This is a genomic window from Variovorax frigidus (assembly GCF_051216515.1).
Lineage (GTDB): Bacteria > Pseudomonadota > Gammaproteobacteria > Burkholderiales > Burkholderiaceae_C > Variovorax.
Map to the genome: position 1 here is coordinate 72,032 of NZ_JBPJZF010000003.1, position 24,801 is coordinate 96,832.

General features: G+C 68.8%; 22 protein-coding genes, 1 pseudogene and 1 riboswitch. Of the genes and pseudogenes, 16 read left to right on the forward strand and 7 right to left on the reverse strand.

Annotation, left to right across the window (positions count from 1 at the left end; genetic code table 11):
* Window positions 1-11: 11 nt before the first annotated feature.
* Together hydA and ACSFBC_RS09710 are read left to right on the forward strand one after the other, a co-directional pair.
* Window positions 12-1,466: a dihydropyrimidinase gene (gene hydA / locus ACSFBC_RS09705; protein ID WP_435510117.1), complete on the forward strand. Its 1,455-nt coding sequence runs from the start codon at window positions 12-14 to the stop codon at window positions 1,464-1,466.
* A gap of 69 nt (window positions 1,467-1,535) precedes the next feature.
* Entirely contained in the window at window positions 1,536-2,222 is a 687-nt protein-coding gene (locus tag ACSFBC_RS09710; RefSeq protein ID WP_435510118.1) for a GntR family transcriptional regulator, read from the forward strand.
* A gap of 1 nt (window position 2,223) precedes the next feature.
* Here the strand turns inward: ACSFBC_RS09710 and ACSFBC_RS09715 are convergent, their stop codons facing one another.
* Both ACSFBC_RS09715 and ACSFBC_RS09720 read right to left on the reverse strand, forming a co-directional pair.
* Window positions 2,224-2,697 carry a LysR substrate-binding domain-containing protein gene (locus ACSFBC_RS09715; protein ID WP_435510119.1) on the reverse strand — a complete coding sequence of 158 codons (474 nt, stop codon included), beginning with the start codon at window positions 2,695-2,697 and terminating at the stop codon, window positions 2,224-2,226.
* A 5-nt stretch (window positions 2,698-2,702) separates the two neighbouring features.
* Window positions 2,703-3,140 (reverse strand): LysR family transcriptional regulator, encoded by a 438-nt coding sequence (locus tag ACSFBC_RS09720; RefSeq protein ID WP_435510120.1) that lies wholly within the window; start codon window positions 3,138-3,140, stop codon window positions 2,703-2,705.
* Between the two features lie 99 nt (window positions 3,141-3,239).
* Here ACSFBC_RS09720 and ACSFBC_RS09725 point away from each other — a divergent pair, with 99 nt between their 5' ends.
* The 3 genes from ACSFBC_RS09725 to ACSFBC_RS09735 are packed head-to-tail and all read left to right on the forward strand — an operon-like array spanning window position 3,240 to window position 5,958.
* Window positions 3,240-4,232 carry a Bug family tripartite tricarboxylate transporter substrate binding protein gene (locus ACSFBC_RS09725; protein ID WP_435510121.1) on the forward strand — a complete coding sequence of 331 codons (993 nt, stop codon included), beginning with the start codon at window positions 3,240-3,242 and terminating at the stop codon, window positions 4,230-4,232.
* Window positions 4,232-5,269: a hydroxyacid dehydrogenase gene (locus ACSFBC_RS09730; protein ID WP_435510122.1), complete on the forward strand. Its 1,038-nt coding sequence runs from the start codon at window positions 4,232-4,234 to the stop codon at window positions 5,267-5,269. The genes ACSFBC_RS09725 and ACSFBC_RS09730 overlap by 1 nt, the downstream gene beginning before the upstream one ends.
* Window positions 5,266-5,958, forward strand: a complete 693-nt coding sequence (locus ACSFBC_RS09735) for an RraA family protein (protein WP_435510123.1) — start codon at window positions 5,266-5,268, stop codon at window positions 5,956-5,958. Before ACSFBC_RS09730 ends, ACSFBC_RS09735 begins: the two co-directional genes overlap by 4 nt.
* Before the next feature lie 163 nt (window positions 5,959-6,121).
* On the opposite strand, the gene ACSFBC_RS09740 is transcribed toward ACSFBC_RS09735, so the two are convergent.
* The gene (locus ACSFBC_RS09740) at window positions 6,122-6,844 is read right to left on the reverse strand and encodes a GAF domain-containing protein (RefSeq protein ID WP_435510124.1); all 723 of its coding nucleotides are present in this window, start codon (window positions 6,842-6,844) and stop codon (window positions 6,122-6,124) included.
* A gap of 7 nt (window positions 6,845-6,851) precedes the next feature.
* A complete protein-coding gene (locus tag ACSFBC_RS09745; protein ID WP_435510125.1) occupies window positions 6,852-7,085 on the reverse strand; it encodes a YegP family protein in 234 nt (77 codons plus the stop codon).
* 362 nt (window positions 7,086-7,447) lie between these two features.
* On the opposite strand from ACSFBC_RS09745, the gene ACSFBC_RS09750 reads away from it, so the two are divergent.
* Window positions 7,448-8,758: a D-amino acid dehydrogenase gene (locus ACSFBC_RS09750; protein WP_435510126.1), complete on the forward strand. Its 1,311-nt coding sequence runs from the start codon at window positions 7,448-7,450 to the stop codon at window positions 8,756-8,758.
* On the forward strand, window positions 8,755-9,840 hold the full coding sequence (alr, locus tag ACSFBC_RS09755; protein ID WP_435510127.1) for an alanine racemase: 1,086 nt from the start codon (window positions 8,755-8,757) through the stop codon (window positions 9,838-9,840). Before ACSFBC_RS09750 ends, alr begins: the two co-directional genes overlap by 4 nt.
* A gap of 18 nt (window positions 9,841-9,858) precedes the next feature.
* Here alr and ACSFBC_RS09760 read toward each other — a convergent pair whose 3' ends face one another.
* Entirely contained in the window at window positions 9,859-10,800 is a 942-nt protein-coding gene (locus ACSFBC_RS09760; RefSeq protein ID WP_435510128.1) for a LysR family transcriptional regulator, read from the reverse strand.
* A gap of 105 nt (window positions 10,801-10,905) precedes the next feature.
* On the opposite strand from ACSFBC_RS09760, the gene aptA reads away from it, so the two are divergent.
* Entirely contained in the window at window positions 10,906-12,258 is a 1,353-nt protein-coding gene (gene aptA, locus ACSFBC_RS09765) for an omega-aminotransferase AptA (RefSeq protein ID WP_435510129.1), read from the forward strand.
* A gap of 21 nt (window positions 12,259-12,279) precedes the next feature.
* Here aptA and ACSFBC_RS09770 read toward each other — a convergent pair whose 3' ends face one another.
* Window positions 12,280-12,744 carry a winged helix-turn-helix transcriptional regulator gene (locus ACSFBC_RS09770; RefSeq protein ID WP_435510130.1) on the reverse strand — a complete coding sequence of 155 codons (465 nt, stop codon included), beginning with the start codon at window positions 12,742-12,744 and terminating at the stop codon, window positions 12,280-12,282.
* Window positions 12,745-13,131: 387 nt separating this feature from the next.
* On the opposite strand from ACSFBC_RS09770, the gene hglS reads away from it, so the two are divergent.
* The 5 genes from hglS (at window position 13,132) to ACSFBC_RS09795 (ending at window position 19,882) form a co-directional block, all read left to right on the forward strand.
* The gene (hglS, locus tag ACSFBC_RS09775) at window positions 13,132-14,490 is read left to right on the forward strand and encodes a 2-oxoadipate dioxygenase/decarboxylase HglS (protein ID WP_435510131.1); all 1,359 of its coding nucleotides are present in this window, start codon (window positions 13,132-13,134) and stop codon (window positions 14,488-14,490) included.
* Window positions 14,490-15,704, forward strand: coding sequence for an aminotransferase-like domain-containing protein (locus ACSFBC_RS09780; RefSeq protein ID WP_435510132.1), 1,215 nt, complete (start codon window positions 14,490-14,492; stop codon window positions 15,702-15,704). The genes hglS and ACSFBC_RS09780 overlap by 1 nt, the downstream gene beginning before the upstream one ends.
* A 355-nt stretch (window positions 15,705-16,059) precedes the next feature.
* Window positions 16,060-16,653 (forward strand): amino acid synthesis family protein, encoded by a 594-nt coding sequence (locus ACSFBC_RS09785; protein WP_435510133.1) that lies wholly within the window; start codon window positions 16,060-16,062, stop codon window positions 16,651-16,653.
* Between the two features lie 106 nt (window positions 16,654-16,759).
* Window positions 16,760-19,111 (forward strand): DUF6351 family protein, encoded by a 2,352-nt coding sequence (locus ACSFBC_RS09790; protein WP_435510134.1) that lies wholly within the window; start codon window positions 16,760-16,762, stop codon window positions 19,109-19,111.
* A 90-nt stretch (window positions 19,112-19,201) separates the two neighbouring features.
* The gene (locus ACSFBC_RS09795) at window positions 19,202-19,882 is read left to right on the forward strand and encodes a Crp/Fnr family transcriptional regulator (RefSeq protein ID WP_435510135.1); all 681 of its coding nucleotides are present in this window, start codon (window positions 19,202-19,204) and stop codon (window positions 19,880-19,882) included.
* A gap of 16 nt (window positions 19,883-19,898) precedes the next feature.
* Here ACSFBC_RS09795 and ACSFBC_RS09800 read toward each other — a convergent pair whose 3' ends face one another.
* Window positions 19,899-20,801, reverse strand: a complete 903-nt coding sequence (locus tag ACSFBC_RS09800) for a LysR family transcriptional regulator (protein WP_435510136.1) — start codon at window positions 20,799-20,801, stop codon at window positions 19,899-19,901.
* Between the two features lie 123 nt (window positions 20,802-20,924).
* Here ACSFBC_RS09800 and ACSFBC_RS09805 point away from each other — a divergent pair, with 123 nt between their 5' ends.
* From ACSFBC_RS09805 to ACSFBC_RS09815, 3 genes and pseudogenes are all read left to right on the forward strand, one after another.
* Window positions 20,925-22,313: an L-serine ammonia-lyase gene (locus ACSFBC_RS09805; protein WP_435510137.1), complete on the forward strand. Its 1,389-nt coding sequence runs from the start codon at window positions 20,925-20,927 to the stop codon at window positions 22,311-22,313.
* A gap of 297 nt (window positions 22,314-22,610) precedes the next feature.
* Window positions 22,611-23,000: pseudogene (locus tag ACSFBC_RS09810) on the forward strand (HU family DNA-binding protein); the annotation flags it as partial.
* A 313-nt stretch (window positions 23,001-23,313) separates the two neighbouring features.
* Window positions 23,314-23,423: riboswitch (glycine riboswitch) on the forward strand.
* A gap of 55 nt (window positions 23,424-23,478) precedes the next feature.
* On the forward strand, window positions 23,479-24,795 hold the full coding sequence (locus ACSFBC_RS09815; RefSeq protein ID WP_435510138.1) for a D-amino acid dehydrogenase: 1,317 nt from the start codon (window positions 23,479-23,481) through the stop codon (window positions 24,793-24,795).
* Window positions 24,796-24,801: the final 6 nt, after the last annotated feature.

The following is a 24,801-nucleotide window of genomic DNA, read 5'->3' on the forward strand; positions in this document are numbered from 1 at the left end:
GGAGAAGCCTCATGCAGCACTACGACCTGATCCTGCGCAACGCCGACATCGCCACGGTCGGCGACCGCTACACCGCCGACATCGGCGTGCGTGACGGGCGCATCAGCGCGATCGCGCAGCAGCTCGACGGCAGCGCCGCGCGCGAGATCGACGCGGCCGGCCGGCTGGTCACACCCGGCGGCGTCGACGGCCATTGCCACTTCGACCAGCCCACCAGCGACGGCTCGCGCTTCTCCGACGACTTCTTCACCGGCACGCGTTCTGCCGCCTGCGGCGGCACGACGACCGTGCTGCCCTTCGCCGCGCAGCAAAAGGGCGGCAGCATCCAGGACGCGGTCGACGACTACCACCGCCGCGCCGACGACAAGGCCGTGATCGACTACGCCTTCCACCTGATCGTGTCCGACCCCACCAAGGACGTGACGCAGCGCGAGCTGCCGGCGCTGATCGAGAAGGGCTACACCTCGTTCAAGGTCTACATGACCTACGAGGACCTGAAGCTGGACGACCGCCAGATCATCGAGGTGCTCGCGGTGGCGCGCCGCCAGGGCGCGATGACCATGGTCCATGCCGAGAACAGCGACTGCATCGCCTGGCTCACCGAGCAGCTGCTCGATGCGGGCCTGACCGCGCCGCGCTACCACAGCAGCTCGCGGCCGATGGCTGTGGAGCGCGAGGCCACGCACCGCGCGATCGCGCTGGCCGAACTGATCGACACGCCGATCCTGATCGTGCACGTGTCGGGCCGCGAGGCCGTCGAGCAGATCCACTGGGCGCGCGGGCGCGGGCTGCCGATCTTTGCCGAGACCTGCCCGCAGTACCTGTTCCTGAGCGCGGAAGACCTGGGCATCGACCCCGACGACCCCATGCACGGCGCCCGCTGCATCTGCAGTCCGCCGCCGCGCGACAAGGCCAACCAGCAGTTCATCTGGAACGCGCTCTCCAGCGGGCTGTTCACGATCTTCTCGTCGGACCATTCGCCCTTCAACATGAACGGCCCCGACGGCAAGCGCGTGGCCGGCGACGACGCCTCCTTCGACCGCATTCCCAACGGCATCCCCGGCGTCGAGACCCGGATGCCGCTGCTGATGAGCGAGGGCGTACTCACCGGGCGCATCGACATCCACCGTTTCGTCGAACTCACGGCCACCAACCCGGCGCGCATGTACGGCCTGTACCCGAAGAAGGGCACGATCGCGGTGGGCGGCGACGCCGACTTCGTGGTCTGGGACCGGTTCGACGCCGGCCAGGAGAAGGTGATCGCCAACGACATGCTGCATCACGCAGCCGACTACACGCCCTACGAGGGCATGCGGCTGCGCGCCTGGCCCGGCATCACGGTGTCGCGCGGACGCGTGGTGTGGCAGGACGGCGTCTTCTCCGCCGAACCCGGCTCGGGCCAGTTTCAGCCCTGCCTGCGGCCACGCGCGCCCAACGCCGGCAGTCCGCTCGACAAGTGGCTGTGAGACCATCCACACCGCAGCGGCCGGCCTGCTAAGCTTTTTGCCCCGTCTGTGGAAACTCTCTTCTCTCGCATGCCAAGTCTTCCCAGCCCGGCCCAGCCCGCCACCATCACCATCGCACCGCTCGAGGTGCGCTCCGCCAGCCTCGCGGAACAGGCTTACACGAGCCTGCGCACCCTGATCCTGGACCGCAAGATATCGGCCGGCAGTCCCTTGCAGGAAGGCCGGTTGGCGGAAGAACTGAGGATCTCGCGCACACCGATGCGCGAGGCGCTCGTGCGGCTCGCCGGCGAAGGCTTGCTGGTGCGCCGCGATGCGCGTTCCTATGCGGTGCGTGCGCTGGGCACCAAGGAGTACTTCGACTGCATGCGCGCGCGCGAGATCATCGAGGGCGAGGCCATCGTGCTCGCGGTCGACAAGATCAGCGACGCGCAGATCGATGTGCTCGAGGCCGACCTCAAGTCACTCGACGCGGGCGAGCACGACGAGACCGAGCACTGGCATTTCGACGACCGCTTTCATCAGATCATTTCAGCCGCCAGCGGCAACGTCGTGCTGCCTCGACTGGTCGAGGAGTTGCGCGTGAACGCGCGTCTGTTCCGGCTGCACAGCCCGCTGCACCGTCAACGCGAGAACCACGACGAGCACGGCGAGATCATCCTGGCGTTGCGCGCGCGCGACCCGGTGCGCGCGCGTGCCGCCATGTGCGCGCACCTGCGCAGCCTTCAGGAAGACGTCAAGCGCGCGATCGTCGGCTAGTCTAGAGCCCCTGCGCCTCGGCCATCAGGCCTGCACCGCGCGACTGCAGCAGCGACACCAGCCTTTGCGCAGCCGGCGACAGGTAGGCACTGCGCCGGTAGGTCACGCCCAGAGTGCGTTGCAGCGTGGTTTCGTGCAGCGGCACCTCCTTCAAAACGCCCTGGCTGCCGCTGCCCAGCGTGCGCCGCGAGACGAAACTCAGCAATCCGGTACGCAGGATCAGCGCGGGCAGCAGCGGTATCGAGTTGGCAGTGATCTGCACCCGAGGCAGCGGCAGGCCGTGCGACTGGAACACCATGTCCAGCCACTGGCGACTCGGGATCGATGTCACGGGCAACACCCAACCGTAAGTCGAAAGGGCCTGCAGCGTCACCCTCGGCGATGCAAACACGGGGTGCTGAGGGCTGGTGGCCACCACGACGGCATCGTCGAAGATCGGGTGCGTCTCGAACTGCGGATCGGGTGGCGGAACCAACCCGATCAGCAGTCGATGCGGCCCTCGTGCAGCTGTTCACGCAGCGCCATGCTCGGGCCGACGGTGATGTCGATCGTGGTGCCGGGGGCTTCCGACAGCAGCAATTGGCACAGAGCGGGCAGCACATGGTCGGCCGCGATCGGGCCGCTGCCGATGCGCACGTGCCCGGCATTTCCCTGGGCGAAGTCGCTCACTTCACGCTGGGCTTCTTCCGATGCGCTGCGCAGCAGCCGGGCCCGCACCAGCAGGACCTCGCCCACGGCCGTGAGCTGGATGCCCCGTCCGGCGCGGCTGAACAGCGGCGCACCGAAGGCGTCCTCCAGCCGCTGCATGCACTTGCTGAGCGCCGGCTGTGTGCGCCCAAGCCGCTCGGCGGCCTGGCCCAGGTGGCCCAGTTCGGCGACCACCTCGAAGTACCCCAGGTCACGCAGGTTGATGCTCATTCATAACTTAAAGAGATGATTGAATGAATAGTAGCAAATGGACGGAATGGGTTTGGCTCCTCAGAATTCGCGGCTCACGCCAACACCAGGAGACAAACCATGGTTCAAAGACGCACCCTTCTCACCGCGATCACCGCGGCCGCCCTCCCGTGGATCGCCTCCGCCCCGGCCTGGGCTCAGACCGGCGGCGCCTGGCCGCAGCGGCCGATTCGCCTGGTGGTACCTTTTCCGCCCGGCGGCAGCGCCGACTTTCTCGGTCGGCTGGTGGCCGAGAAGATCACGGCGGCCACCGGCTGGGCGGTGGTTGTCGAAAACCGAGCCGGCGCGGCAGGCAATATCGGGCTCGATGCGGTGGTGCGCGCGCTGCCCGACGGCTATACCTTCGGCATCGGGCAGACCGCCAACATGGCGATCAATCCTTCGCTGTACACGAAGATGCCTTTCGACCCGCTCAAGGACCTGCAGCCGATCGCGCTGGTCGCATCGCAGCCGATGGTCGTCACCGTCAAGGCAGCGTCTCCGTTCCGCACCCTGAGCGACCTCCTGGCCGAAGCCAGGAAGCGCCCCGATCCGATGCGTGTGGCCTTTGCAGGCAACGGCACGGTGGGCCACCTGGCGATCGAATTGCTGGAGCGCCGCGCCGGCATTGCGCTGCTGAATGTTCCATACAAAGGTGCCGGTCCGGCCGTGAACGACCTGCGCGCCGGACATGTGGACTTCTATGTCGGCAACTCGGTGTCGGTGCTGGGCCAGGTCAAGGGCGGTGACTTGCGCGCACTGGCGGTCACCTCGCCCGGCCGGCTGCCGGCCTTGGCCGCGGTGCCGACCGTGGCCGAGTCGGGCTTTCCGGACTTCGATGCCCAGACCTGGTCGGGTGTGGTGGCGCCGATGGGTGTGCCGCCGGCCATCCTCGAGCGCATGTACGCCGAAGTCAGCCGGGCGCTGGCGCGGCCCGATGTGCTGGCCAAGTTCGCCGCCGAGGGCAGCACGGCCGCCACGGGCCGCAGCACGCAGCAATTCGCCGAGCTGATCGGCAAGGAGCACCGCGTCTGGGGTGACGTGGTGCGCCAGGCCAAGATCCAGCTCGACTGATGTCCAAGCGCACACCACCCCTTTCCTCGACAGCGCGGCCGCCCTTCACCGTGCTGGTCACTGCGCCCACACTGGCAGCGCCCGGGGCGGCGTTGTTGGACGACGCCGGTTGCCGTGTGCTGTACCTGCCGTCGGGCGCGGGCGACGACGCGGTGGCCCGCATGCTGGCGGCCGAGCCGATCGACGCCGTCATCTCGCGCACCCTGGCGCTCACCGCGCGCGACATGGCGGCCTGCCCGACGCTTCGCATCATCTGCAAGCACGGCGTGGGTGTGCCCAACATCGACGTGGCCGCAGCGACACGGCGCGGCATCCCGGTGTGCGTCACGCCGGGGGCCAACGCGCAGTCGGTGACGGAGATGACGCTGGGGCTGATGTTCGCCGCGGCTCGGCGGATTCCCTGGATGGACGCCGAGCTGCGAGCGGGTCGCTGGTCGCGCGCGCAGAACGGGCTGGAGCTGCATGGCCGCACGTTGGGCCTTGTCGGCATGGGCGCGGTCGGGCAGCGGGTGGCCACCGTGGCCATGGCACTCGGCATGCCCGTGGTGGCGTTCGATCCGTCTGTGTCGGCGCTGCCCGCCGCTTTGTCGGGCGCGCGCCTGCTGCCCTCGCTGGATGCCGTGGTGGAGGTCGCCGACGTGCTGAGCCTGCACGTGCCGCTCACCGCCGCGACGCGCGGACTGATCGACGCGACACGCATCGCGCGCATGCGCCCCGGCGCGATTCTGATCAACACGGCGCGTGGCGAGGTGGTGGACGAAGCGGCGCTGGTCGCCGCCTTGCGCAGCGGCCGGCTGCGTGCGGCAGGCCTGGACACCATGGCCGTCGAGCCGTTGCCGCCCGGTCACCCGCTGATCTCGCTGCCCAACGTGGTGCTGACGCCGCACGTCGGCGGCTCGACCCCGGCGGCGCTGGACGCCATGGCGCTGGGTGCCGCGCGCACCGTGCTGGCGTATCTGCAGGGTGGACCGCTGGACCCTGCCACCTGCATCAATGCTTCCGACCTTTACCTTCTTCGTGAACGAGACGCGCCATGAACACCTCTGCCTCCTTCCCCCCCGGCTATCAGATCAACCCGCGCGCAGACAGCCTGCCCGCCGCACTGGTGGACGCCTTTCGCCGCATTCCCGTGGCCGTGGCGGGTGACTGCATGGGCCGCAGCGTGGGCGCCATCGGCCTGCATGGCTATCACGGCAGCCTGGATACGGTGCTGTGCGGGCCGGCCTTCACCGTGCGGGTCCGTCCCGGTGACAACCTGATGATTCACAAGGCGTTGATGATGGTGCAGCCGGGTGACGTGCTGGTGATCGACGGCGGCGGCGACCTCACCCAGGCATTGATGGGCGGGCTGATGCGCGCCACCTGCCAGGTGCGCCAACTGGGTGGCCTGGTGATCGATGGCGCATTGCGCGACCGCCTGGAGTGGGCCGAAGGCGGTCTGCCTGTGTTTGCGCGTGGCCATACCCACCGCGGTCCGAGCAAGGAAGGCCCGGGCGAGATCAACGTGCCGGTGGCCTGTGCCGGACTGGCCGTGATGCCGGGCGACCTGGTACTGGGTGACGCCGACGGGGTCATTGCCATCCCTGCAGCCGAAGCCGCGTTGGTGCTGCAGCGCGCCAAGTCGCATCTGGAGAAAGAAGCCCGCATCCGCGCCAGCAACCTCGCGGGCACGTCCGACCCGGAGCGTTTCAACGCGCTGCTGCGCGCCAAGGGTTTGCCGGTGTGAGGGGAAGGCCGACCGAGCATTGCTTTGACGGCAAAGGCAAAGGAGTCGTCGATGCTCTTGACGAAACTCACATGACCCCGACGGCCTTGCTGAGAAAAATCCGGCACTGATGGACGGCAGCGCGGCCATCAGCGAAGAGGGAAAGAAGGTATGGGGCCGACGCCTAGCCGGGGGCCGAGCCGGTCGTCGGTGCCAGGGGCGGCACCGCGGCCAGGGCCGGTGACGGCTCCGGCAGATAGTGCACGAACACCTCGGCCACGAGCCGAAGCAGTTCGAAGTCCTCGTCTGGGAGCGCCAGCGCGGCCGTGTCGAAGTGGCAGATGGTGCCGAGCACCCGGCCCTGCATGGAGACCAGCGGCACGGCGTGGTACGAATTCAGCACGCCCTGGTAGACGTTGCCGTCCAGTCGCGTGTCGCGGGCGGAGTTCTCGGTCCTGAACTGCCCGTCGCGGATCGCGTACTGGCAGAAGCTCTGGTTGTAGGCGACCGATCGCAGGTTCGGTGGGATGGCCTCGTGCTGTTTGTCGAAGAAGCCGACGTTCACCAGGCGCTGCGCATCCGCCATCGCATAGACAGCGCTGTAGCGGTGACCGATCGTCTGATTGAGCACGCCCAGCGCCGCGTCGAGTCCCTGCGTCCTCAGCGCGCCGCAAACCTGTATGAAGGTCTCGGTCATGCGTGCGGTCGGCCCCGCGGAGAGACGGTCCGGCAGGGTCTCGATCTCGACCGGGGCATCGGGGATGCAACGGCACACCTCGTCGGCATTGAGGACCGCGCGCGCATAGGTCGCGAAAGTGCCGCAGCTCTCCGCCATGCCCAGCCCGTCGGGGCTGTGCAATTCCCATCGCCAGCGGCCGGTGGCATCGAGGGAAACGGCTACGCGCATGGTGATGTCACCTGGATGCCTTTTCGTTGGGCGTCGACCGGCCCGCCAGCGCGTCGAGACTCGCGCCCGTCGGCCCCAGCTCCCGTGCGGCGGCGACCCCGTGCCGCAGCGCCTGGATCGCGTGTTCGACCTGGATGCGTTCGCCGTAGCTGCCGACGCTTCTGGAGATCGCTAGGCCGTCTGCGTTGCGAAGCTCCCATGACCAACGATCTCGGTGCTCGGGAATGATCACGAATTTCATGCGGGCTCCAGGGCCTGCCCTCTTTGCCGTCCGAACGGAGAAGCGCCGGAAGAGCGCCTCTGGGGGGCCATTGGGCGAAGGATACTCGCGTCGCCCGCAGATCCGTCGTCGCATCGACCGTCAACGCCGGGGCCGGCGCGCGACCGCGCCAGCACCTTCGGCCGACGACCCGTTTCACCGCGCATGCCCTGCGAGCATCGCAGTCGACATCGCCCGACGCCGGGCCTTTCACTTCCGGCACCGCGTTTACGGAGGCGCGCCAGCAAGATTCACTGCCAGAGGCCCGAAGTTCGATCGAACTTGCGGGGCCTCCCGCCCTAAATTCGTGGGATCACTCCATCCATCACACACAGGGTCTCGCCATGAAAGTCATCGTCCTCGGCGGCGGCGTCATCGGAATCAGCAGCGCCTACTACCTCGCGAAATCGGGTGCCGAAGTCACGCTGCTCGACCGGCAGCCGGGGCCGGCGCTCGAAACCAGCTTCGCCAATGCGGGCCAGGTCTCGCCGGGCTATTCCACGCCCTGGGCCGCGCCCGGTATCCCGCTGAAGGCCATCAAGTGGATGTTCCAGAAGCACGCGCCACTCGCGATCCGGCTCGACGGCAGCCTGTTCCAGCTGCAGTGGATGGCGCAGATGCTGCGCCATTGCTCGCCCGAGCGCTACGCGATCAACAAGGAACGCATGATGCGCGTGGCCGAGTACAGCCGCGCCTGCCTGCAGCAACTGCGCGCCGACACCGGCATCCAGTACGAGCAGCGCACCGGCGGCACGCTGCAGCTGTTCCGCACGCAGGCGCAAGTCGATGCGGTGCAGCGCGACATCGCGGTGCTGGAGGAATGCAACGTGCCCTACGAGCTGCTCCGCGCCGACCAGCTCGCTTCGGTCGAGCCCAGCCTGGCGCAGGCCCGCGACCGGCTCGCGGGCGGCCTGCGCCTGCCCAAGGACGAGACCGGCGACTGCCATCGCTTCACCACGGCGCTGTGCGCGCTCGCGCGCGGGCTGGGCGTGGACTTCCGTTTCGGCCAGTCGGTCGACGGGCTGGTCACCGAAGGCGGCCGCATCACCGGCGTGCGCTCCGGCGGTCAGGTGTTGAAGGCCGATCGCTTCGTGCTGGCCTTCGGCAGCTATTCGCGCGACTTTCTGCGTTCGGCCGACATCGACCTGCCGGTCTACCCGGTCAAGGGCTATTCGCTGACCGTGCCGCTGGTCGATCCGGCCTTCGCGCCGCAGTCGACCGTGCTCGACGAGACCTACAAGATCGCGGTCACACGCTTCGACGACCGCATCCGCGTGGGCGGCATGGCCGAACTCGGCGGCTTCGACCTGCGGCTCGATCCGCGGCGCCGTGCGACGCTCGAGCACGTGGTCAGAGACCTGTTCCCCGGTGGCGACGTGGCGGCCGCGAGCTTCTGGACCGGCCTGCGGCCCATGACGCCCGACAGCACGCCGGTGATCGGCGCAACGAAATACCCGAACCTGTTCCTCAACACCGGCCACGGCACGCTGGGCTGGACCATGGCCTGCGGCTCGGCCAAGCTGATCGCCGACATGGTGACGGGCCGGCGCCCGGAGATCAGCAGCAGCGGGCTGGGCATCGACCGCTATGCGAGCGACGGCGCGCGCCATCGCGCGCTCCAGCCCTCGGCGGCCTCGGCCCCAGCCTCCGCATGACCCGGCCCTCCCGTGCGCGCATCGACCTCGGTGCGCTGCGCCACAACTACGCCCTGGTGCGCCGGCTGCACGGCGGGCGGGCGCTGGCGGTGGTCAAGGCCAACGCCTATGGCCATGGTTCGGTGCGCTGCGCGCAGGCGCTGGAAGGGCAGGCCGACGGTTTCGCGGTCGCCTTCCTCGACGAAGCCGCGACCTTGCGCGCGGCCGGCATCCGCTCGCCCATTCTCGTGCTCGAGGGGCTGTTCGATGCCGACGAACTGGCGGCGGCCCATGCGCTGGACCTCTGGACCGTCGTGCACCACGAGGCGCAGCTGCGCATGATCGAGCGCGATCCGTATCCGGGCACGCTGCAGGTCTGGCTCAAGGCCGACTCCGGCATGGGCCGGGCCGGCTTCGCGCTGGCCGACATGCCGGCCGCCCATGCGCGCCTGCGCGCCAGCGGCAAGGTCTCGGACATCGTGCTGATGACGCACCTGGCGTTGGCCGACGAGCCCGGCCGGGACATGACGGCGCGCCAGCTCGCGGCCTTCGATGCCGCGACCCGCGAATTGCCCGGCGACCGCAGCCTGAGCAACTCGGCCGGCCTCCTCGGCTGGCCCGGGGCCCGTCGCGACTGGGCGCGGCCCGGCATCTGCCTCTACGGCGCGGACCCGATGCCGCCGGCCTGGCGCGAGGAAGCGAGCGGGCGCGCGCAACCGCTGCGGCCGGTGATGCATTTCGAGAGCCAGGTCTTCGCGGTGCGCACGCTGCAGCCCGGCGATGCGCTGGGCTACGGCGCCACCTTCGTGGCCGATGCCCCCACGCGCGTGGGACTGGTGGCCGCGGGCTACGCCGACGGCTATCCGCGCCTTGCCGGCACGGGCACGCCGGTGGCGGTCGACGGCGCGGTGACGCGGCTCCTCGGCCGGGTCTCGATGGACATGCTGACGGTCGACCTGAGCACACGGCCCGAGGCCGGCATCGGCAGCCGCGTCGAACTGTGGGGCGCGCAGATCGACGTGAACGAAGTGGCGCGGCGCGCGGGCACCATCGCCTACGAGCTGCTGTGCAACCTCAAGCGCGTGCCCGTCGTCTGCGAATAGAAGAAGAGGCGGCGGGCTTCAGGCCGGCGCATGCGCCGCCACCAAGCAGTCGGCGAACATCTGCGTGGCGCGCGACGGTGCGGGCGACTTGCGCACCAGGCTGACGAACTGGCAGGCGTAGTGGAAGCGCTTCGGCGCGATCACGCGCATCAGGCCGCGCTGCTCGAAAGCCTCGGCATAGTGATTGGGCAAAAAACCGAGGAACTCGCCCGAGAGGATCAGCGTGGCGATCGACTCCTGGTCGAAGCCCGTGGCCTTGCGCGGCAGCTCGGCGCGGTGGCTGAGTTCCATGTTGGGCGAGTGGTAGCCCAGGCCCGCGAAGGCGTGCGTGCGCAACTTCGCCCAGGTCAGGCCGGTGTGCGAGGCGCCGAACAGCGGATGTTGCTGCCCGCAATAGAGCAGCATGGTCTCGCCGAACAGATCGGCATAGGCCAGGCTCTCGGAGCTGCGGTGGGAGGGAATGACGCCGACCTGGAAGCGGCCGTCGATCACGCCGCGCTCGATGGCGTTGATGCTCGCCACGTGCAGCGACAGGCGCACGCCCGGTGCGGCCGCGCGGAAGCGCGCCACGGCCTCGCCCAGCCGGGCCTGCGGATTGGTCGCGGTCTTGTCGAACACCGCCACGTCGAGCTGCCCGCCCAGGCGCTGGTGGATGTCGTCGATGCTGCTGCGGAAGGCATCGACCGAGGCCAGCAACCGCAGCGTCTGCTCGTAGACCTGCTGACCCTCGGAGGTGAGCGCGAAGCCGGCCCGGCCGCGTCGGCACAGCACCATGGCCAGTCGCGTCTCGAGGTCCTTGACGTGGCGGCTCACGGTCGAGGCGCCGATGTTGAGCTCGAGCTCCGCCGCGGTCATGCCGCCGCATTCGACGACGGTCTTGAACACCCGCAGCAGGCGCAGGTCCATGTCGCTCAACTGGCCGAGCAGGGCGCGCGATTTCGGCCTGGTACTTACTTTCATGGATCGGCAAGTGAACGTGGATATCGCGTCATTCTCGCCGGTGACGCGAAGGCCAAGAATCGCGGCTTCTCCACCGCTTCGAGCCGCGTTGCCGCGGGCCGCCCCATGTCCATTTCGACCGTCGCCCCACCCGCATCGCCGCAGCGCACCGACGCCCAGTCGCTCGACGCCTACTGGATGCCCTACACCGGCAACCGCCACTTCAAGGCCGACCCGCGGATGATCGTGGAGGCCAAGGGCACCTACTTCACCGACGGCGAAGGCCGCAAGGTGTTCGACGGCCTGTCGGGCCTGTGGTGCACCGGCCTGGGCCACGGCCGCCCCGAGATCACCGAGGCCGTGAGCCGGCAGATCGCCAAGCTCGACTACGCGCCGGCCTTCCAGTTCGGCCATCCGCTGGCCTTCGAGCTGGCCAACCGCATCAAGGAACTCACGCCCGCGGGCCTGGACCGCGTGTTCTTCACCAACTCCGGCTCCGATGCGGCCGACACCTCGCTCAAGATGGCGCGGGCTTACTGGCGCGCCAAGGGCAAGGCGAGCAAGACCCGCCTCATCGGCCGCGAGAAGGGCTACCACGGCGTCAACTACGGCGGTCTGTCGGTGGGCGGCATCGGCGGCAACCGCAAGGTCTTCGGCGCCGGCATCGAAGCCGACCATCTGCCGCACACGCTGCTGCCCGGCCACACGTTCACGCGCGGCATGCCCACGCAGGGCGCCGAACTCGCCGACCGCCTGCTCGACCTGATCGCGCTGCACGACGCCTCGAACATCGCGGCGGTGATCGTCGAGCCGATGTCGGGCTCGGCCGGCGTGGTGGTGCCGCCGCAGGGCTACCTGCAGCGCCTGCGCGACATCTGCACGGCCCACGACATCCTGCTGATCTTCGACGAGGTCATCACCGGCTTCGGCCGCTGCGGCGCGATGACGGGCGCCGAGGCCTTCGGCGTCGTGCCCGACATCATGAACATCGCCAAGCAGGTCACCAACGGCGCACAGCCGCTGGGCGCGGTGGTCGCCAAGGACGAGATCTACCAGACCTTCATGGAGGCGGGCGGCCCCGACTACATGGTCGAGTTCGCGCACGGCTACACCTACTCGGCGCACCCGGTGGCCTGCGCGGCCGGTGTCGCGGCGCTCGAGGTGCTGAAGGCCGAGGACATGATCGGCCGCGTGAAGACGCTGGCACCGTATTTCGAGGACGCGGTCCACAGCCTGAAGGGCCTGCGGTACGTGACGGACATCCGCAACTACGGCCTGGCCGCGGGCATCACGCTGGCGGCGGTGCCGGGTGAACCCGCGCGCCGGCCCTTCGAGGTCGCGATGGCGTGCTGGCGCAAGGGCTTCTACGTGCGCAGCGGCGGCGACACGATCCAGCTGGCGCCCGCCTTCGTCACCGAGAAAGCGGAGATCGATCGGCTCATCAACGCCCTGGGCGAGGCGCTGGCCGAAACCGCCTGAGCGTGCGCGGCGCAGGGCCGCTCAGCGGTCCATGCGCAGCGCCATGCTCTCCTTGATCTCTTCCATCACCACGTAGCTGTGGGATTCGGCGGCGACCGGCAGCTTCTTGAGGATGTCGCCGAGCAGGCTGCGGTATTCGTCCATGCCGCCCAGCCGGGCCTTGACCAGGTAGTCGAAGTTGCCCGAGACCAGATGGCACTCCTGCACGTCGGGCACGTGCAGCAGTTCCTGGCGCACCTTGTCGAAGACCTCGCCCGACTTCGCGGCCAGCTTGATCTCGACGAAGACCAGCAGCGTCTTGCCCAGCGCATGCGGCGACAACTGCGCGTGGTAGCCGGTGATCACGCCCTCGCGCTCCATGCGCTTGACCCGCTCGGAACACGGCGAGGTCGACAGGCCGATGCGCTGCGCGAGTTCGGTCATGGCGATGCGGCCCTCGCGCTGGAGGATGTCCAGAATCTTCCGGTCGGTGCGGTCCAGTTCCATCGTCGTCGCTTCGTTCAACGCGCCCAAGCGGCGCGACAGGAATTCTTGCTGGGAATCGCCGCAAGCACAATCGAATCGACTGGGTTTTTGCGTGTTTGGCGGATCAATTCATGGTGATCGGGGCATTCCACCGAAGGCCGATGCCAGGCCGAATGACACCGTCGCCGACGTTGGGCGTCAATGTCGCTAAGGGTGGGGTGGGGTGGGGCGGCGAGGCATGACGCCAGAGGTTCATTCCGAAATCAGATGAAGTCCTTCCGTAATGTCGTTTGCGCGGCCGTGCGGACCTACCTACGATGCCTTCCTCCCCATGGGCGTGCCATTCCATCCTGTCATGACCGGATGGCGCGGCCTGCGCCCGCACAGCACTCTGAACGAAGCCCTTCGATGCCAGCCAGCTCCCTGCTTTCCCCGGACGCGATCCGCGCCGATTTTTCCGCCGCGTTGTCGGCCATGTACCGCGAGGAGGTGCCGCAGTACGGCCTCCTCATGGACCTGGTGGCCGACGTCAACGCGCAGGCGCTGAAGGCGGACCCCGCGCTGCGCGACGCACTGGCGGCCGGCGACCAGATCGCGCGCCTCGACCAGGAGCGCCACGGCGCGATCCGCGTGGGGACCGAGGAAGAACTGGCGTGCATCGCGCGCATGTTCGCCGTGATGGGCATGGCGCCCGTGGGCTACTACGACCTGGCCGAGGCCGGCGTGCCGGTGCACTCGACGGCCTTCCGGCCCGTGTCCGATGCCTCGCTCGCGGCCAATCCCTTCCGTGTCTTCACCTCGCTGCTGCGGCTGCCGCTGATCGAGGACCCGGCCTTGCGCGAAGAGGCCGCGGCCATCCTCGCGCGCCGGAACATCTTCACGCCGAAAGCGCTGGCGCTGCTGGAACTGGCCGAAGCCCAGGGCGGCCTGGATGCGGCGCAGGCCGCGGCCTTCGTGCCGGCGCTGCTCGACACCTTCCGCTGGCACGGCGACGCCACGGTCGACGCAGCGACCTATGCACGCCTGCTGGCATCGCACCGCCTGGTGGCCGACGTCGTGTGCTTCCGCGGCCCGCACATCAACCACCTGACGCCGCGCGCGCTCGACATCGATGCCGCACAGGCCGAGATGCCGCGCCGCGGCGTCGGAGCCAAGGCACTGATCGAGGGACCGCCGACGCGGCGCCATCCGATCCTGCTGCGCCAGACCAGCTTCAAGGCGCTGGAGGAACCGATCGCCTTCGCGGGCGCCGACGGCGCCGACGGTGCGCACACCGCGCGCTTCGGCGAGATCGAGCAACGCGGCGCCGCGCTCACGCGCACCGGCCGCGCGCTCTACAACCGTCTGCTGAGCGAGGCACGCGATGGCGACGCCAACGTGCCCTACGCCGAGCGGCTCGTGCGTGCCTTCGAGGCTTTCCCCGACGACCTGGGCGAGATGCGGCGTGCGGGCCTGGCCTTCTTCCGCTACCGGGCGGTGGGCGCAGCCGATGCCGATGCGGCGTCGCAGTCGATCGATGAGTTGATGGCGCGCGGCATCGTGCAGGCCGAGCCGATCACCTACGAAGACTTCCTGCCAGTGAGCGCGGCCGGCATCTTCCGCTCGAACCTCGGCGATGCGAGCGGCCCGACCTACGACGCGCCCGGCAGCCGGGCCGAGTTCGAGCGCGCGCTGGGCCGCGCGGTGCACGACGAGATCGCACTCTACGAAGCGGCCGAGCAGCACTCGATCGCCGAGGCGCGCGCGGCGCTCGCACGGGCCTCGTGATGCCGATGCACCCGATCCCCTTCGCCTCGCCCTTCGCCGATCCGGCCGGCTCGCCGATCCGCGAGCTCTTTCCCTACCTGAGCCGGCCCGGGATGATCTCGCTGGCCGGCGGCTACCCCTCGGCCAGCCTGTTCGACCAGGCGGGTCTGCAGGAGGCCGGCCTGCGCGCACTGGCACGGCCCGGCGTATCGCTGCAGTACAGCGCGACCGAAGGGCTGCCCACCTTGCGCGATGCGCTTCGGCAGCTGAGCGCCGCGCGCGGCGTCCATTGCGCGAGCGACGAACTCATCGTGACCACGGGCTCGCAGCAGGCCTTCGACCTGCTGGTGCGCGTGCTGATCGAACCCGGCGATGGCGTGTACGTCGAGTCGCCCACCTATCCGGCCACGCTGCAGGCGCTGAAGCTCGCGCAGGCGCGCATCGTGCAGGTGCCCGCCGACGAACAGGGCCTGCAGGTCGATGCGCTCGAAGCCCTGCTGGCCGGCACGCCGGCGGCGCGCCGGCCCAAGCTGCTCTACACCGTGCCCAACTTCTCGAACCCCGGCGGCACGCTGCTGCCGGCCCCGCGGCGCGAGGCGCTGGTGCAGCTGGCGATCCGCTACGACTTCCTGATCGTGGAAGACGACCCCTACGGTGCGCTCGACTTCGGCGACGGCACGCCGGCCACGCTGTTCGAGACCGCGCGCGCGCTGGCGCCCGAGCGCAACCCGGTGCTGTATCTGTCGAGCCTGTCGAAGACCGTGGCGCCGGCGCTGCGCATCGGATGGATGGTGGCGCCGCCCGAGGTGCTGCGGCGCTGCGCGATCGCCAAGCAGACCGCGGACCTCTGCACCTCGTCGTTGGCGCAGGCGATCGCCGCCGAGTACCTGGCGGGCGGCAGCGCAGATGCGGCCGTCGCCGCGATGCGCGCCGAGTACGGCCTGCGCATGCGGCACATGGTGGGCGCGCTGCGCGACCGGCTCGGGCCGCGCGTGGCCTTCGTCGAGCCGGCCGGCGGCATGTTCGTGTGGCTGCGCACCGCGCCTTCGATCGATCCGCAGCGCCTGTTCGAGGCCGCGGTCGAGGCCGGCGTGCTGTTCGTGCCGGGCCATGCCTTCTTCGCGGCCGACGGCGATCCGCACTGCATGCGGCTGACCTATGCGTCGCCGGACGTCGCGCAGATCTCCGAGGGTGTCGCGCGCCTCGCGCAGGCCTTCGACCGCGCCGGCCACTGAGACCACTGAGACGTCTGCCGCGCCCACGAAAAAGCCGCCTCGAGGGCGGCTTTTGTCTGGGAGATTGGTCGTGGGCTCTTACGCGACCCACGTTACGGCACATTCACATGCAGGAACACTCTGTAATTTTTCTCGTCGTGAGCGTTCTGTATCGACGTACCGCCGTGAGATTCGGCGCTGCCTGCAGGGCAAGCCCAATGCAACCTTGGGCGTCTCGTATTATACACAAAAGTTGAATGCTGTCATTTCCATTCAAGGAAACCGGAATGAAGGCGCCGGTGAACCCTTCTGCACCGGCTTTTGACACGCGCACTGATGCTGTTCACGCGGGCAGGGCCTGCCTAGGCTCGATGCCATGCCTTCCACCTCCTCGCCGACCCTCCAACTGCGCAAGCGCAGCCTTCAGATAGAGACCATCTTCCACGAGGGCGGTCCGCCCGCCAGCCGTCCGGTCCGGGTGGCCGCAGCCTGCGCGGTGGTGCGCAATCCCTATGCCGGGCGCTTCGAGCCCGACCTGTTCGCGTTCATGGAAGCGCTCAAGCCGCTGGGCCAGAGCCTGGCGGAGGAACTGGTCGCCACCTTGGGCCGGGACCGGGTCGAAGCCTACGGCAAGGCCGCCATCGTGGGCGTGAACGGCGAGATGGAACACGGCGCCGTCTGGCACGAGGCGGGCGGCTGGGCGATGCGCGAAGCACTCGGCGCGCCCCAGGCCATCGTGCCCTCGGTCAAGGCGGTCGCAGGCACGGGCTATCGCCTGATGGTGCCGCTGCACCACGTGCATGCGGCCTACGTGCGCAGCCACTTCAGCGCAGCCGAGATCGGCATCCAGGACGCGCCGCGGCCCGACGAGATCCTGTTCGCGCTGGTGATGTCCGACGGCGGCCGGATCCATGCGCGCGTGGGCGGGCTGAGGGCGGAGCAGATCTCGGTGGGCGACGGGCAGCGCTAGGGTTAGTCCCGACGAAGGCCTTCGGCCAATTGTCGTCACCGCCACAAACTCATCGGAGGTGCAGTCCTAGCATTCGTTGGCTTTCACAAAAAAACGGAGACAAGCCATGCGAGTTCAGTCGAGATTCATCTTCCATGCGTCGGCTGCGGCCGTTGCCGCGGGACTGTTGGTCGGTTGCGGTGGCAGTGGCGGTGGCGATGCCGCGCCCCCGAGCACGGGTGGCGGGGGCACGACGCCTCCGGCCGCGACCGGTGCGCTGGCGCTCAAGACGCTGTCGAACCGCGCCGACATGATCAGCGACGGCGACGCATTGGTGGAGGTGGTGCTGCCCGCGGGTCTGGCCGCCGGCGACGTGCGCCTCGACCTGAACGGCTCGGACGTGACCGGCGCCTTCGCCGCGCGCGACAACGGGCGGGTGATGGGATTGCTGACCGGTCTGCGCGACGGCGAGAACCTGCTGTCCGCGACGGTCAAGGGCAAGGCCAGCGGCGCACGCCTCACGATCACCAACTTCTCGCGCGGCGGCAACATCTTCGCCGGCGCACCGATCCAGCCCTGGGTGTGTGCCACGCGCACGGGCAGCACCGTCCTGGTCTCGCCGGAAGGCACCAACCTGTCGGGCACGGCGACCACGCGCCTGAACGGCCTGGACTCTGAGCCCCTCGATGCGGACTGCAATGCGCCGGCCAAATACAGCTACTACTACCAGCCCAAGGCCAAGGAAGGCACGGCCTGCACCTTCACGGTCGGCGACCCCAATGCCTGCCTGCTGCCTTATCCCGCCAATGCACGGCCCCAGGACGTCGACATCGCCGACTTCACCAACGACCGCGGCGACAAGGTCAAGGCGCTGCTGCGCGTGGAACTCGGCACCATGGGCCGCGGCATGTACCAGATCGCCACGTGGTTCGATCCGGCGCAGCCCTGGGCGCCCTGGGCGCCGCAGAAGGGCTGGAACGGCAAGTTGCTCTGGAAGATGGGCGCATCGGCCTCGGGCAACCGCTTCCAGCAGCAGCCCGGCAACGCGATCTTCGACGACAACGCATTGCGCGCGGGCTTCGCGACAGTGAACTCGCAGCTCACCAACCACCAGGACAACAACAACGAAGTGCTGGCCACCGAGAACATCATGATGGTGAAGGAGCACCTGATCGACACCTACGGCGAGGTGCGCTACACGATGAGCGACGGCGGCTCGGGTGGCTCGATGATGCAGACCGTGCCGGCCTCGGTGATGCCCGGTCTGCTCGACGGCCTGCAGACCGGCGTGAGCTATCCCGATGCCGTGAGCACCTGGATGGAGACGCGCGAGTGCGGCATGCTCACGCACTACTACGCCACCACAGCAGGCTCGGCCCTGAGCGACACGGCGCGCGCGGCGGTGAACGGCCACCCCAGCGCCGTCCATTGCTTCACCTGGGCGCTGTCCTTCATCAACCCGCAGGACCCGAAGCTGCCCGACAACTGCGGCAACGGTTTCCCCGCGGGCATCGTCTACGACCCCCGCCTGCGGCCGACCGGCGTGCGCTGCTCGATCCACGACGTGCTGACGCCGGTGGTCGGCACGGTCACCGACACCGACCGCACGGTGAAGCCCAACCTGCCCTACGACAACGCGGGTGTCCAGTACGGCCTCAAGGCCTTGCAGGCCGGCGCGATCACGTCCGAGGAATTCGTTGCGCTCAACGAAGGCGTGGGCAGCTACGACCTCGACATGGTCTGGTCGGGCGGCTCGGCGACGGCGCCGACCATCCCTGCGCCGCGGGCCCGCGTATCGCCCACGGCGATGGTGCCCTTCTACAAGAGCGGCCTCGTGAGCGTGGGCAAGAACCTGGCGCAGGTGCCGATCATCGATCTGCGCCCGGAGATGGGACCGGACATCCACATGGCCTGGCGCTCGTACGCGCAGCGCGCCCGCCTCGACGCGGCCAACGGCGGCCACGCCAACCACGTGATGTTCGGCAGCGCGTCCTACTATGTCGACGGGACGGCCCTCAATCGCAAGGCCTTCCACACAATGGACCGCTGGCTCGCCGCCATGGAGCAGGACAAGTCGGCGGACCTGAAGCCGGCCAAGGTGCTGCGCAACAAACCGCGCGATGCGGTGGACTTCTGCATCGCCACGGCCGGGGTGACCGACGCCGAACTGGTGGACGTGGGCTTCGGCAGCGCGGCCTGCGCGGTCAAGCCCTATGAATCGCCGCGCATCGTGGCGGGCGGTCCGCTGTCGGAAGACGTCTTCAAGTGCCAGCTCAAGCCGCTGGACTTCGCGTCCACCGACTACGGCAGCGCCACCTTCTCGGCAGGGCAGCGGGCGCGGCTGAGCGCGGTGTTCACCGACGGCGTGTGCGACTGGCGCAAGCCGGGCGTGGGCCAGACCGCCTGGGCACCCACGAGCTTCCGCGCCGGGCCGGGCGGGCAGCCGTTGCCCGCGGTGCCGACGTCGACATCGTTCTGACAGAAAGGCGGGCACCGGGGCGCGCGCCCCGGTGCTCTACATTCAGCCGATCGCGGCCCGCCGCCCACCCCACGCCGAACACGTTTTCCCATGCCGCCTTCCCGGGAACTCCGTCCTTTCTTCGAACGCTGCATCTGGCCGCGTGCGCTGACCCACGCGGAATGCACCAAGGCCTTCGATTCGCTCTACGTCAAGCACCACGAGACGCACGCTTCCGTGTGCCAGCGCGACGAGATCGCCGACAGCTGGATCGGCGTGCTCGAGGGCTTCCTGCGTGTGCAGGACACCACCGCCGACGGCCGGCTCGTGATGTTCACCGGCGTGGCGGCCGGCGGCTGGATCGGGGAGGGCTCGCTGCTCAAGCCCGAACACCGCAAGTACGAGATCATGGCCACGCGCCCGACGGTCACGGTGCACCTGCCTCGCGCCACCTTCTCCTGGCTGCTCGAGCGCAGCATCCCGTTCAACCACTTCATGCTGTCGCACCTCAACGAACGGTTGGGCCAATTCATCGCGATGGTGAAGTTCGACCGGCTGCTCGAACCCACGGCCCGTGTGGCGCGGGGCATCTCGAGCCTCTTCCATCCCGTGCTCTATCCCAACACCGATGCCACCTTGCACATCAACCAGGAAGAGCTGGGCCTGCTGGTCGGCGTGTCGCGCCAGCGCGTGAACACGGCGCTGACCGAGCTGGCATCGGCCGGGCTGATCCAGCGCGGCTACGGCTACATCACCGTGACCGACCGGCAGGCGCTGGCCCGCTACCCCTGAACTTTCAAGCGCGCGCTCAAGGCTTCAGCGACTTCGCCGTGCGCAGCAGCTGTTCGACGAACACGCGGATCGCCGGGTGGGTCCGCTCGCCCTGGCGGAAGGCGGCCGAGATGTGCCGGTGGACCCTGGGCCGCAGCGGCACCGCGGCGAAGGTGCCGCGCATCTGGCCCAGGCGCAGGCCGGGGATGATGGAGACGGCGCAGCCCGCGCTGACCATGGCCGCGATGATCTCGGAGCCCAGGCACTCGGCGCTCACGCGTGGCGTGTAGCCCGCGCGGCGGCACAGGCCCAGCACGAACTCGCCATACACGCTGCTCGCGGAGTCGAGCGCCCACTCCTCGTCCTTGAGCTCGGCCAGCCCCAGCGTCTTCTTGCGCGCGAGCCGGTGCCCGGTGGCCAGGATGACGTGCAGCTCGTCGTCGATCAGCGGCACGTGCTTTACCGTCTGGCCGCCGCGCGTCTGGCGCCCGCCGAGGTCGTCCACGATCGCGATGTCGGTGCTCCACGAGCCCAGCGCGGCCAGTCCTTCGGCGGGCTCCATCTCGACCAGCGTGATCTGCAGCCGCGGGTAGGCCGCACGCAGCGCCTGGATCACGGGCGGCAGCAGCGCGGCCGCGGCCGTGGCGAAGGCCGCGACGCGCAGCGTGCCCGCGATCTCCTGGCGGATCTGCGCCAGCTCGGACTTCGCCTCGTCCAGCACGGTGAGCACGCGTTCGACATGCCCCACCAGCACCTCGCCCGCGTGCGTGAGCTTCACGCCCCGGCCGCGCCGCTCGGTCAGCGCCACGCCGACCTCCGCCTCGAGCTGCGCCAACTGCTGCGAGACCGCGGACGGTGTCAGGCACAGCACATCGGCCACGGCCGTCATGGTCTGGCGGTTCGAGAGTTCCCGCAGTGCCCTGAGTCGTGCGAAGTCCATGGCAGGCCCGTCGATAGTTAAGAATTTATTGAATATATCCAAAGAAATGATCAATGGTGCTGATCTGAAAGCCGCCCTAGGATCGCGCCGTTTCCTGCTTTTCATTTCAGAACGGACCTCCTCTTGGCAGTCAGCGTCTTCGACCTCTTCAAGATCGGCATCGGGCCTTCGAGCTCGCATACGGTCGGCCCGATGCGGGCCGCGCGCCTGTTCACGAAGGCGCTGGAGGACACGGGCCTGCTGGGCGGTGTGCGCCGCGTCGTGTCTGAAATGTTCGGCTCGCTGGGTGCGACGGGCAAGGGCCACGGTACCGACGTGGCCGTGCTGCTGGGCCTGGCCGGCCACGAGCCCGACACCGTCGACGTGGATGCGGTGCCGGCCCTGTTGGCCGACATCCGTGGCCGCAAGTCGTTGCACTTGGCCGGCGTTCACACCATCGCTCTGGACGAGAAGGCCGACCTGTTGCTCTACAGCCTCAAGGCACTGCCTTTCCATCCCAACGGCATGCGATTCACGGCCTTCGATGGCGACGGCGGCAGGTTGCTGGAGAAGACCTACTACTCCGTGGGCGGCGGATTCGTCGTGAGCGAGACCGTGGCCGGCGACGGTTCGCGGCAGAAGCTGATCGCGCCGGACACCGAGATCCTCGAATGGCCCTTTCACAGCGGTGCCGATCTGCTGGGCCTGACCACGCAGCACGGCTGCAGCATCGGCGACGTCATGCGGCGCAACGAACGGCATTGGCGGACCGACGAAGAGACCGATGCGGGCCTGCTGCGGATCTGGCAGGTGATGCAGGCCTGCGTCGAGCGCGGCTGCCGCACCGACGGCGTGCTGCCCGGGCCGTTCCGCGTCCGGCGCCGGGCCGCGGCGTTGACGCGGCGGCTCGGGGACTTCCGCGCGGCCATGGTGGACCCGCTCACGGTGATCGACTGGGTCAACGTCTTCGCCCTGGCCGTCAACGAGGAGAACGCCGCGGGCGGCCGTGTGGTCACGGCACCCACCAACGGCGCGGCCGGCATCGTGCCCGCGGTCCTGCACTACTACATGCGCTTCGTGCCCGGCGCCAGCGAGCGCGGGGTCGTCGACTTCCTGTTGACCGCCGCGGCCATCGGCCTGCTCTACAAGGAGAACGCTTCGATCTCCGGCGCCGAGGTGGGCTGCCAGGGCGAGGTCGGCGTGGCCTGCTCGATGGCCGCGGCCGGGTTGTGCGCGGTGCTGGGCGGCAGCCCCGAGCAGGTGGAGAACGCGGCCGAGATCGGCATGGAGCACCACCTGGGCCTGACCTGCGACCCGGTGGGCGGGCTGGTGCAGATCCCCTGCATCGAGCGCAACGCCGTGGCCTCGGTCAAGGCCATCAACGCGGCGCGCATGGCGCTCTACGGCGACGGCGTGCACCACGTGAGCCTCGACCAGGTGATCAAGACCATGCGCGAGACCGGCGCCGACATGATGACCAAGTACAAGGAAACCTCGCGCGGCGGGCTGGCCGTGAACATCGTGGAATGCTGAAGCTGCGGTCTGCATTCGCGCAAGGGACTGAAGCGGGGGCCGATGCGCACGCGTTGTCTCGACAGAGAAGGCAGCACCGGGCGATTTGGGTTCATGGCTGCGCGAGGGTACTTTCCAGAGGGGTCGCCGGGCTATCGGGTGTCTGAAGAGGGCTCAAATCCGGTGCGCGCAGAAGGGTGCCCGGAGGGCGATTTCCGCGGCACTGTTGCGGCTCCGGCTACACTCCGCGCCGCATTGCAGCCGTATCAGGCCTTGCGGCCGTTGAGAGAAACGGCCAACTCATCTTAGGAAAATTCAGTGAACCGTATCGAACTCGTCGAGAAAATCGCCACCGCCCACAACACCAGCAAGGCCGAAGCGGCCCGCATCCTGGAGACCATCACCGGTGCCATCGTCGCCGCGGTCAAGAAGGGCGACCCGGTCCAGATCGTGGGCTTCGGCACCTTCAAGCAAGTCGCACGCGCTGCACGTTCGGGCTTCAACCCGCAAGCCGGCACGAAGATCAAGATCGCCGCCCAGAAGGTGCCGAAGTTCGTTCCGGGCGCTGCCTTCAAGGCCGCCATCGACCCCAAGGCTGCCAAGCGCAAGGCCGACAAGGTCGCTGCAAAGCCGGCTGCTGCACCCGCCAAGAAGGCTGCCGTGGCTGCCAAGCCCGCTGCCGCACCCGCGAAGAAGGCTGCTGCCGCTCCTGCCAAGGCACCTGCCAAGGCTTCGGCGAAGGCTGCCGCACCTGCGAAGGCTCCGGCAAAGGCCGCAGCGGCCCCCGCCAAGGCACCGGCCAAGAAGGCTGCCGCCAAGAAGTAATTGCTGTTCGCAGCATGATGGACGACGGCCCTTCGGGGCCGTTTTCTTTGGGCCCACCGATCGCGGTGTGAAGCCGCGGAGTTGCCAGCCTTCGTGCAATGGCGGGATAATGCAAGCCTTCCAGGAGAAGCAACGACCCCCAGGGGTCGTTCTACCGAAGGCGCATCCCCGAAACGCTCAGGTCCCGTACTGGATTCATCATCAAACTGGAGAGTGCTGCCGGCGTCATGCCGAGCCGCCGCCGAAGGTGCAAACCGCGTCGCAGGACGCGGTGAATCTCTCAGGCAAAAGGACAGTGGGGCCGACGACCAATTCTGGTCGCCGGCCCTTTTTCTTTTGCGTTTTCGAACTGGAGATGATGATGAAAGTGATCGTGATGGGCGCCGGCGTGATCGGCGTCGCCACCGCATGGTACCTGCGGCAGGCCGGCCATGAAGTGACCGTGCTCGAGCGCAATGTCGGTGCCGCGCGCGAGACCAGCTTCGGCAACGGCGGCCAGATCTCGGTGAGCCATGCCGAACCCTGGGCCAACCCCTCGGCGCCGTTCAAGCTGCTCAAGTGGCTGGGCCGGGAAGATGCGCCACTGCTGTTCCGCCTGCGCGCCGACCCCGCGCAATGGCGCTGGGGCCTCAAGTTCCTCGCCGAATGCGGCGCGAAGCGCTCGACCCGCAACATGGTGCAACTGCTCAACCTGGGCACCTACAGCCGCGACAGCCTGCAGCAGCTGCGCCGCGACACCGGCATCGCCTACGACCACCTGACCAAGGGCATCCTGCACTTCTATACCAGCCAGAAGGAGTTCGATCTGGCGCTCGAGCCGGCGCGCATCATGCGCGAGCTGGGCTGCGAGCGGCAGGTGATCGATGCCGACGAGGTGGTGCGCATCGACCCCGCCATGGCCGCGATCCGCCCGCGGCTGGCCGGCGCCACCTACACCAGCGCCGACGAATCGGGCGACGTGCACAAGTTCACCACCGGCCTCGCGCAGAAGGCGGCCGAGCAGGGCGTGCAGTTCCGTTACGGCGTGCGCGTCCAGCGGCTGCGCACCGAAGGCGGTGCGATGCGCGGAGTGGAGATCGCGAGCGAGAGCGGCATGTACGAGGTGGTGCAGGGCGATGCCTACGTGCTCGCGCTGGGCAGCTTCAGCGCCCCGCTCGCGCGCGGCGCGGGTGTGTCGCTCGACATCTATCCGGCCAAGGGTTACTCGGCGACGCTGCCCATCCTCGATGCCGACAAGGCGCCCAGCGTGAGCCTGACCGACGACGAGCACAAGCTGGTCTTCTCGCGCTTCGGCGATCGGCTGCGCATCGCGGGCACGGCCGAGCTCAACGGCTACGACCTGTCGCTGAACCCGGTGCGTTGCGAAGCCATCGTGCGCCGCACGCTCGACATCTTCCCGGGCGTGAGCCGGCCCGAGCTCGCGAGCTACTGGGCCGGCCTGCGTCCGGCGACGCCAGGCAACGTGCCCTACATCGGCCGCAGCAAGGTGCAGGGCCTGTTCCTCAACACCGGCCACGGCACGCTGGGCTGGACGCACGGCTGCGGTTCGGGCCGCGCGCTGGCCGAACTGATGTCGGGCCGGCGGCCCGAGGTCGACTTCGCCTTCTGCGGGCCGACCCCCGCGCGGGCCGTCGTCTCGACCGTGCTGGCGCCGGATCGGCGCGGCCGCGCGGCCTGAGCCATC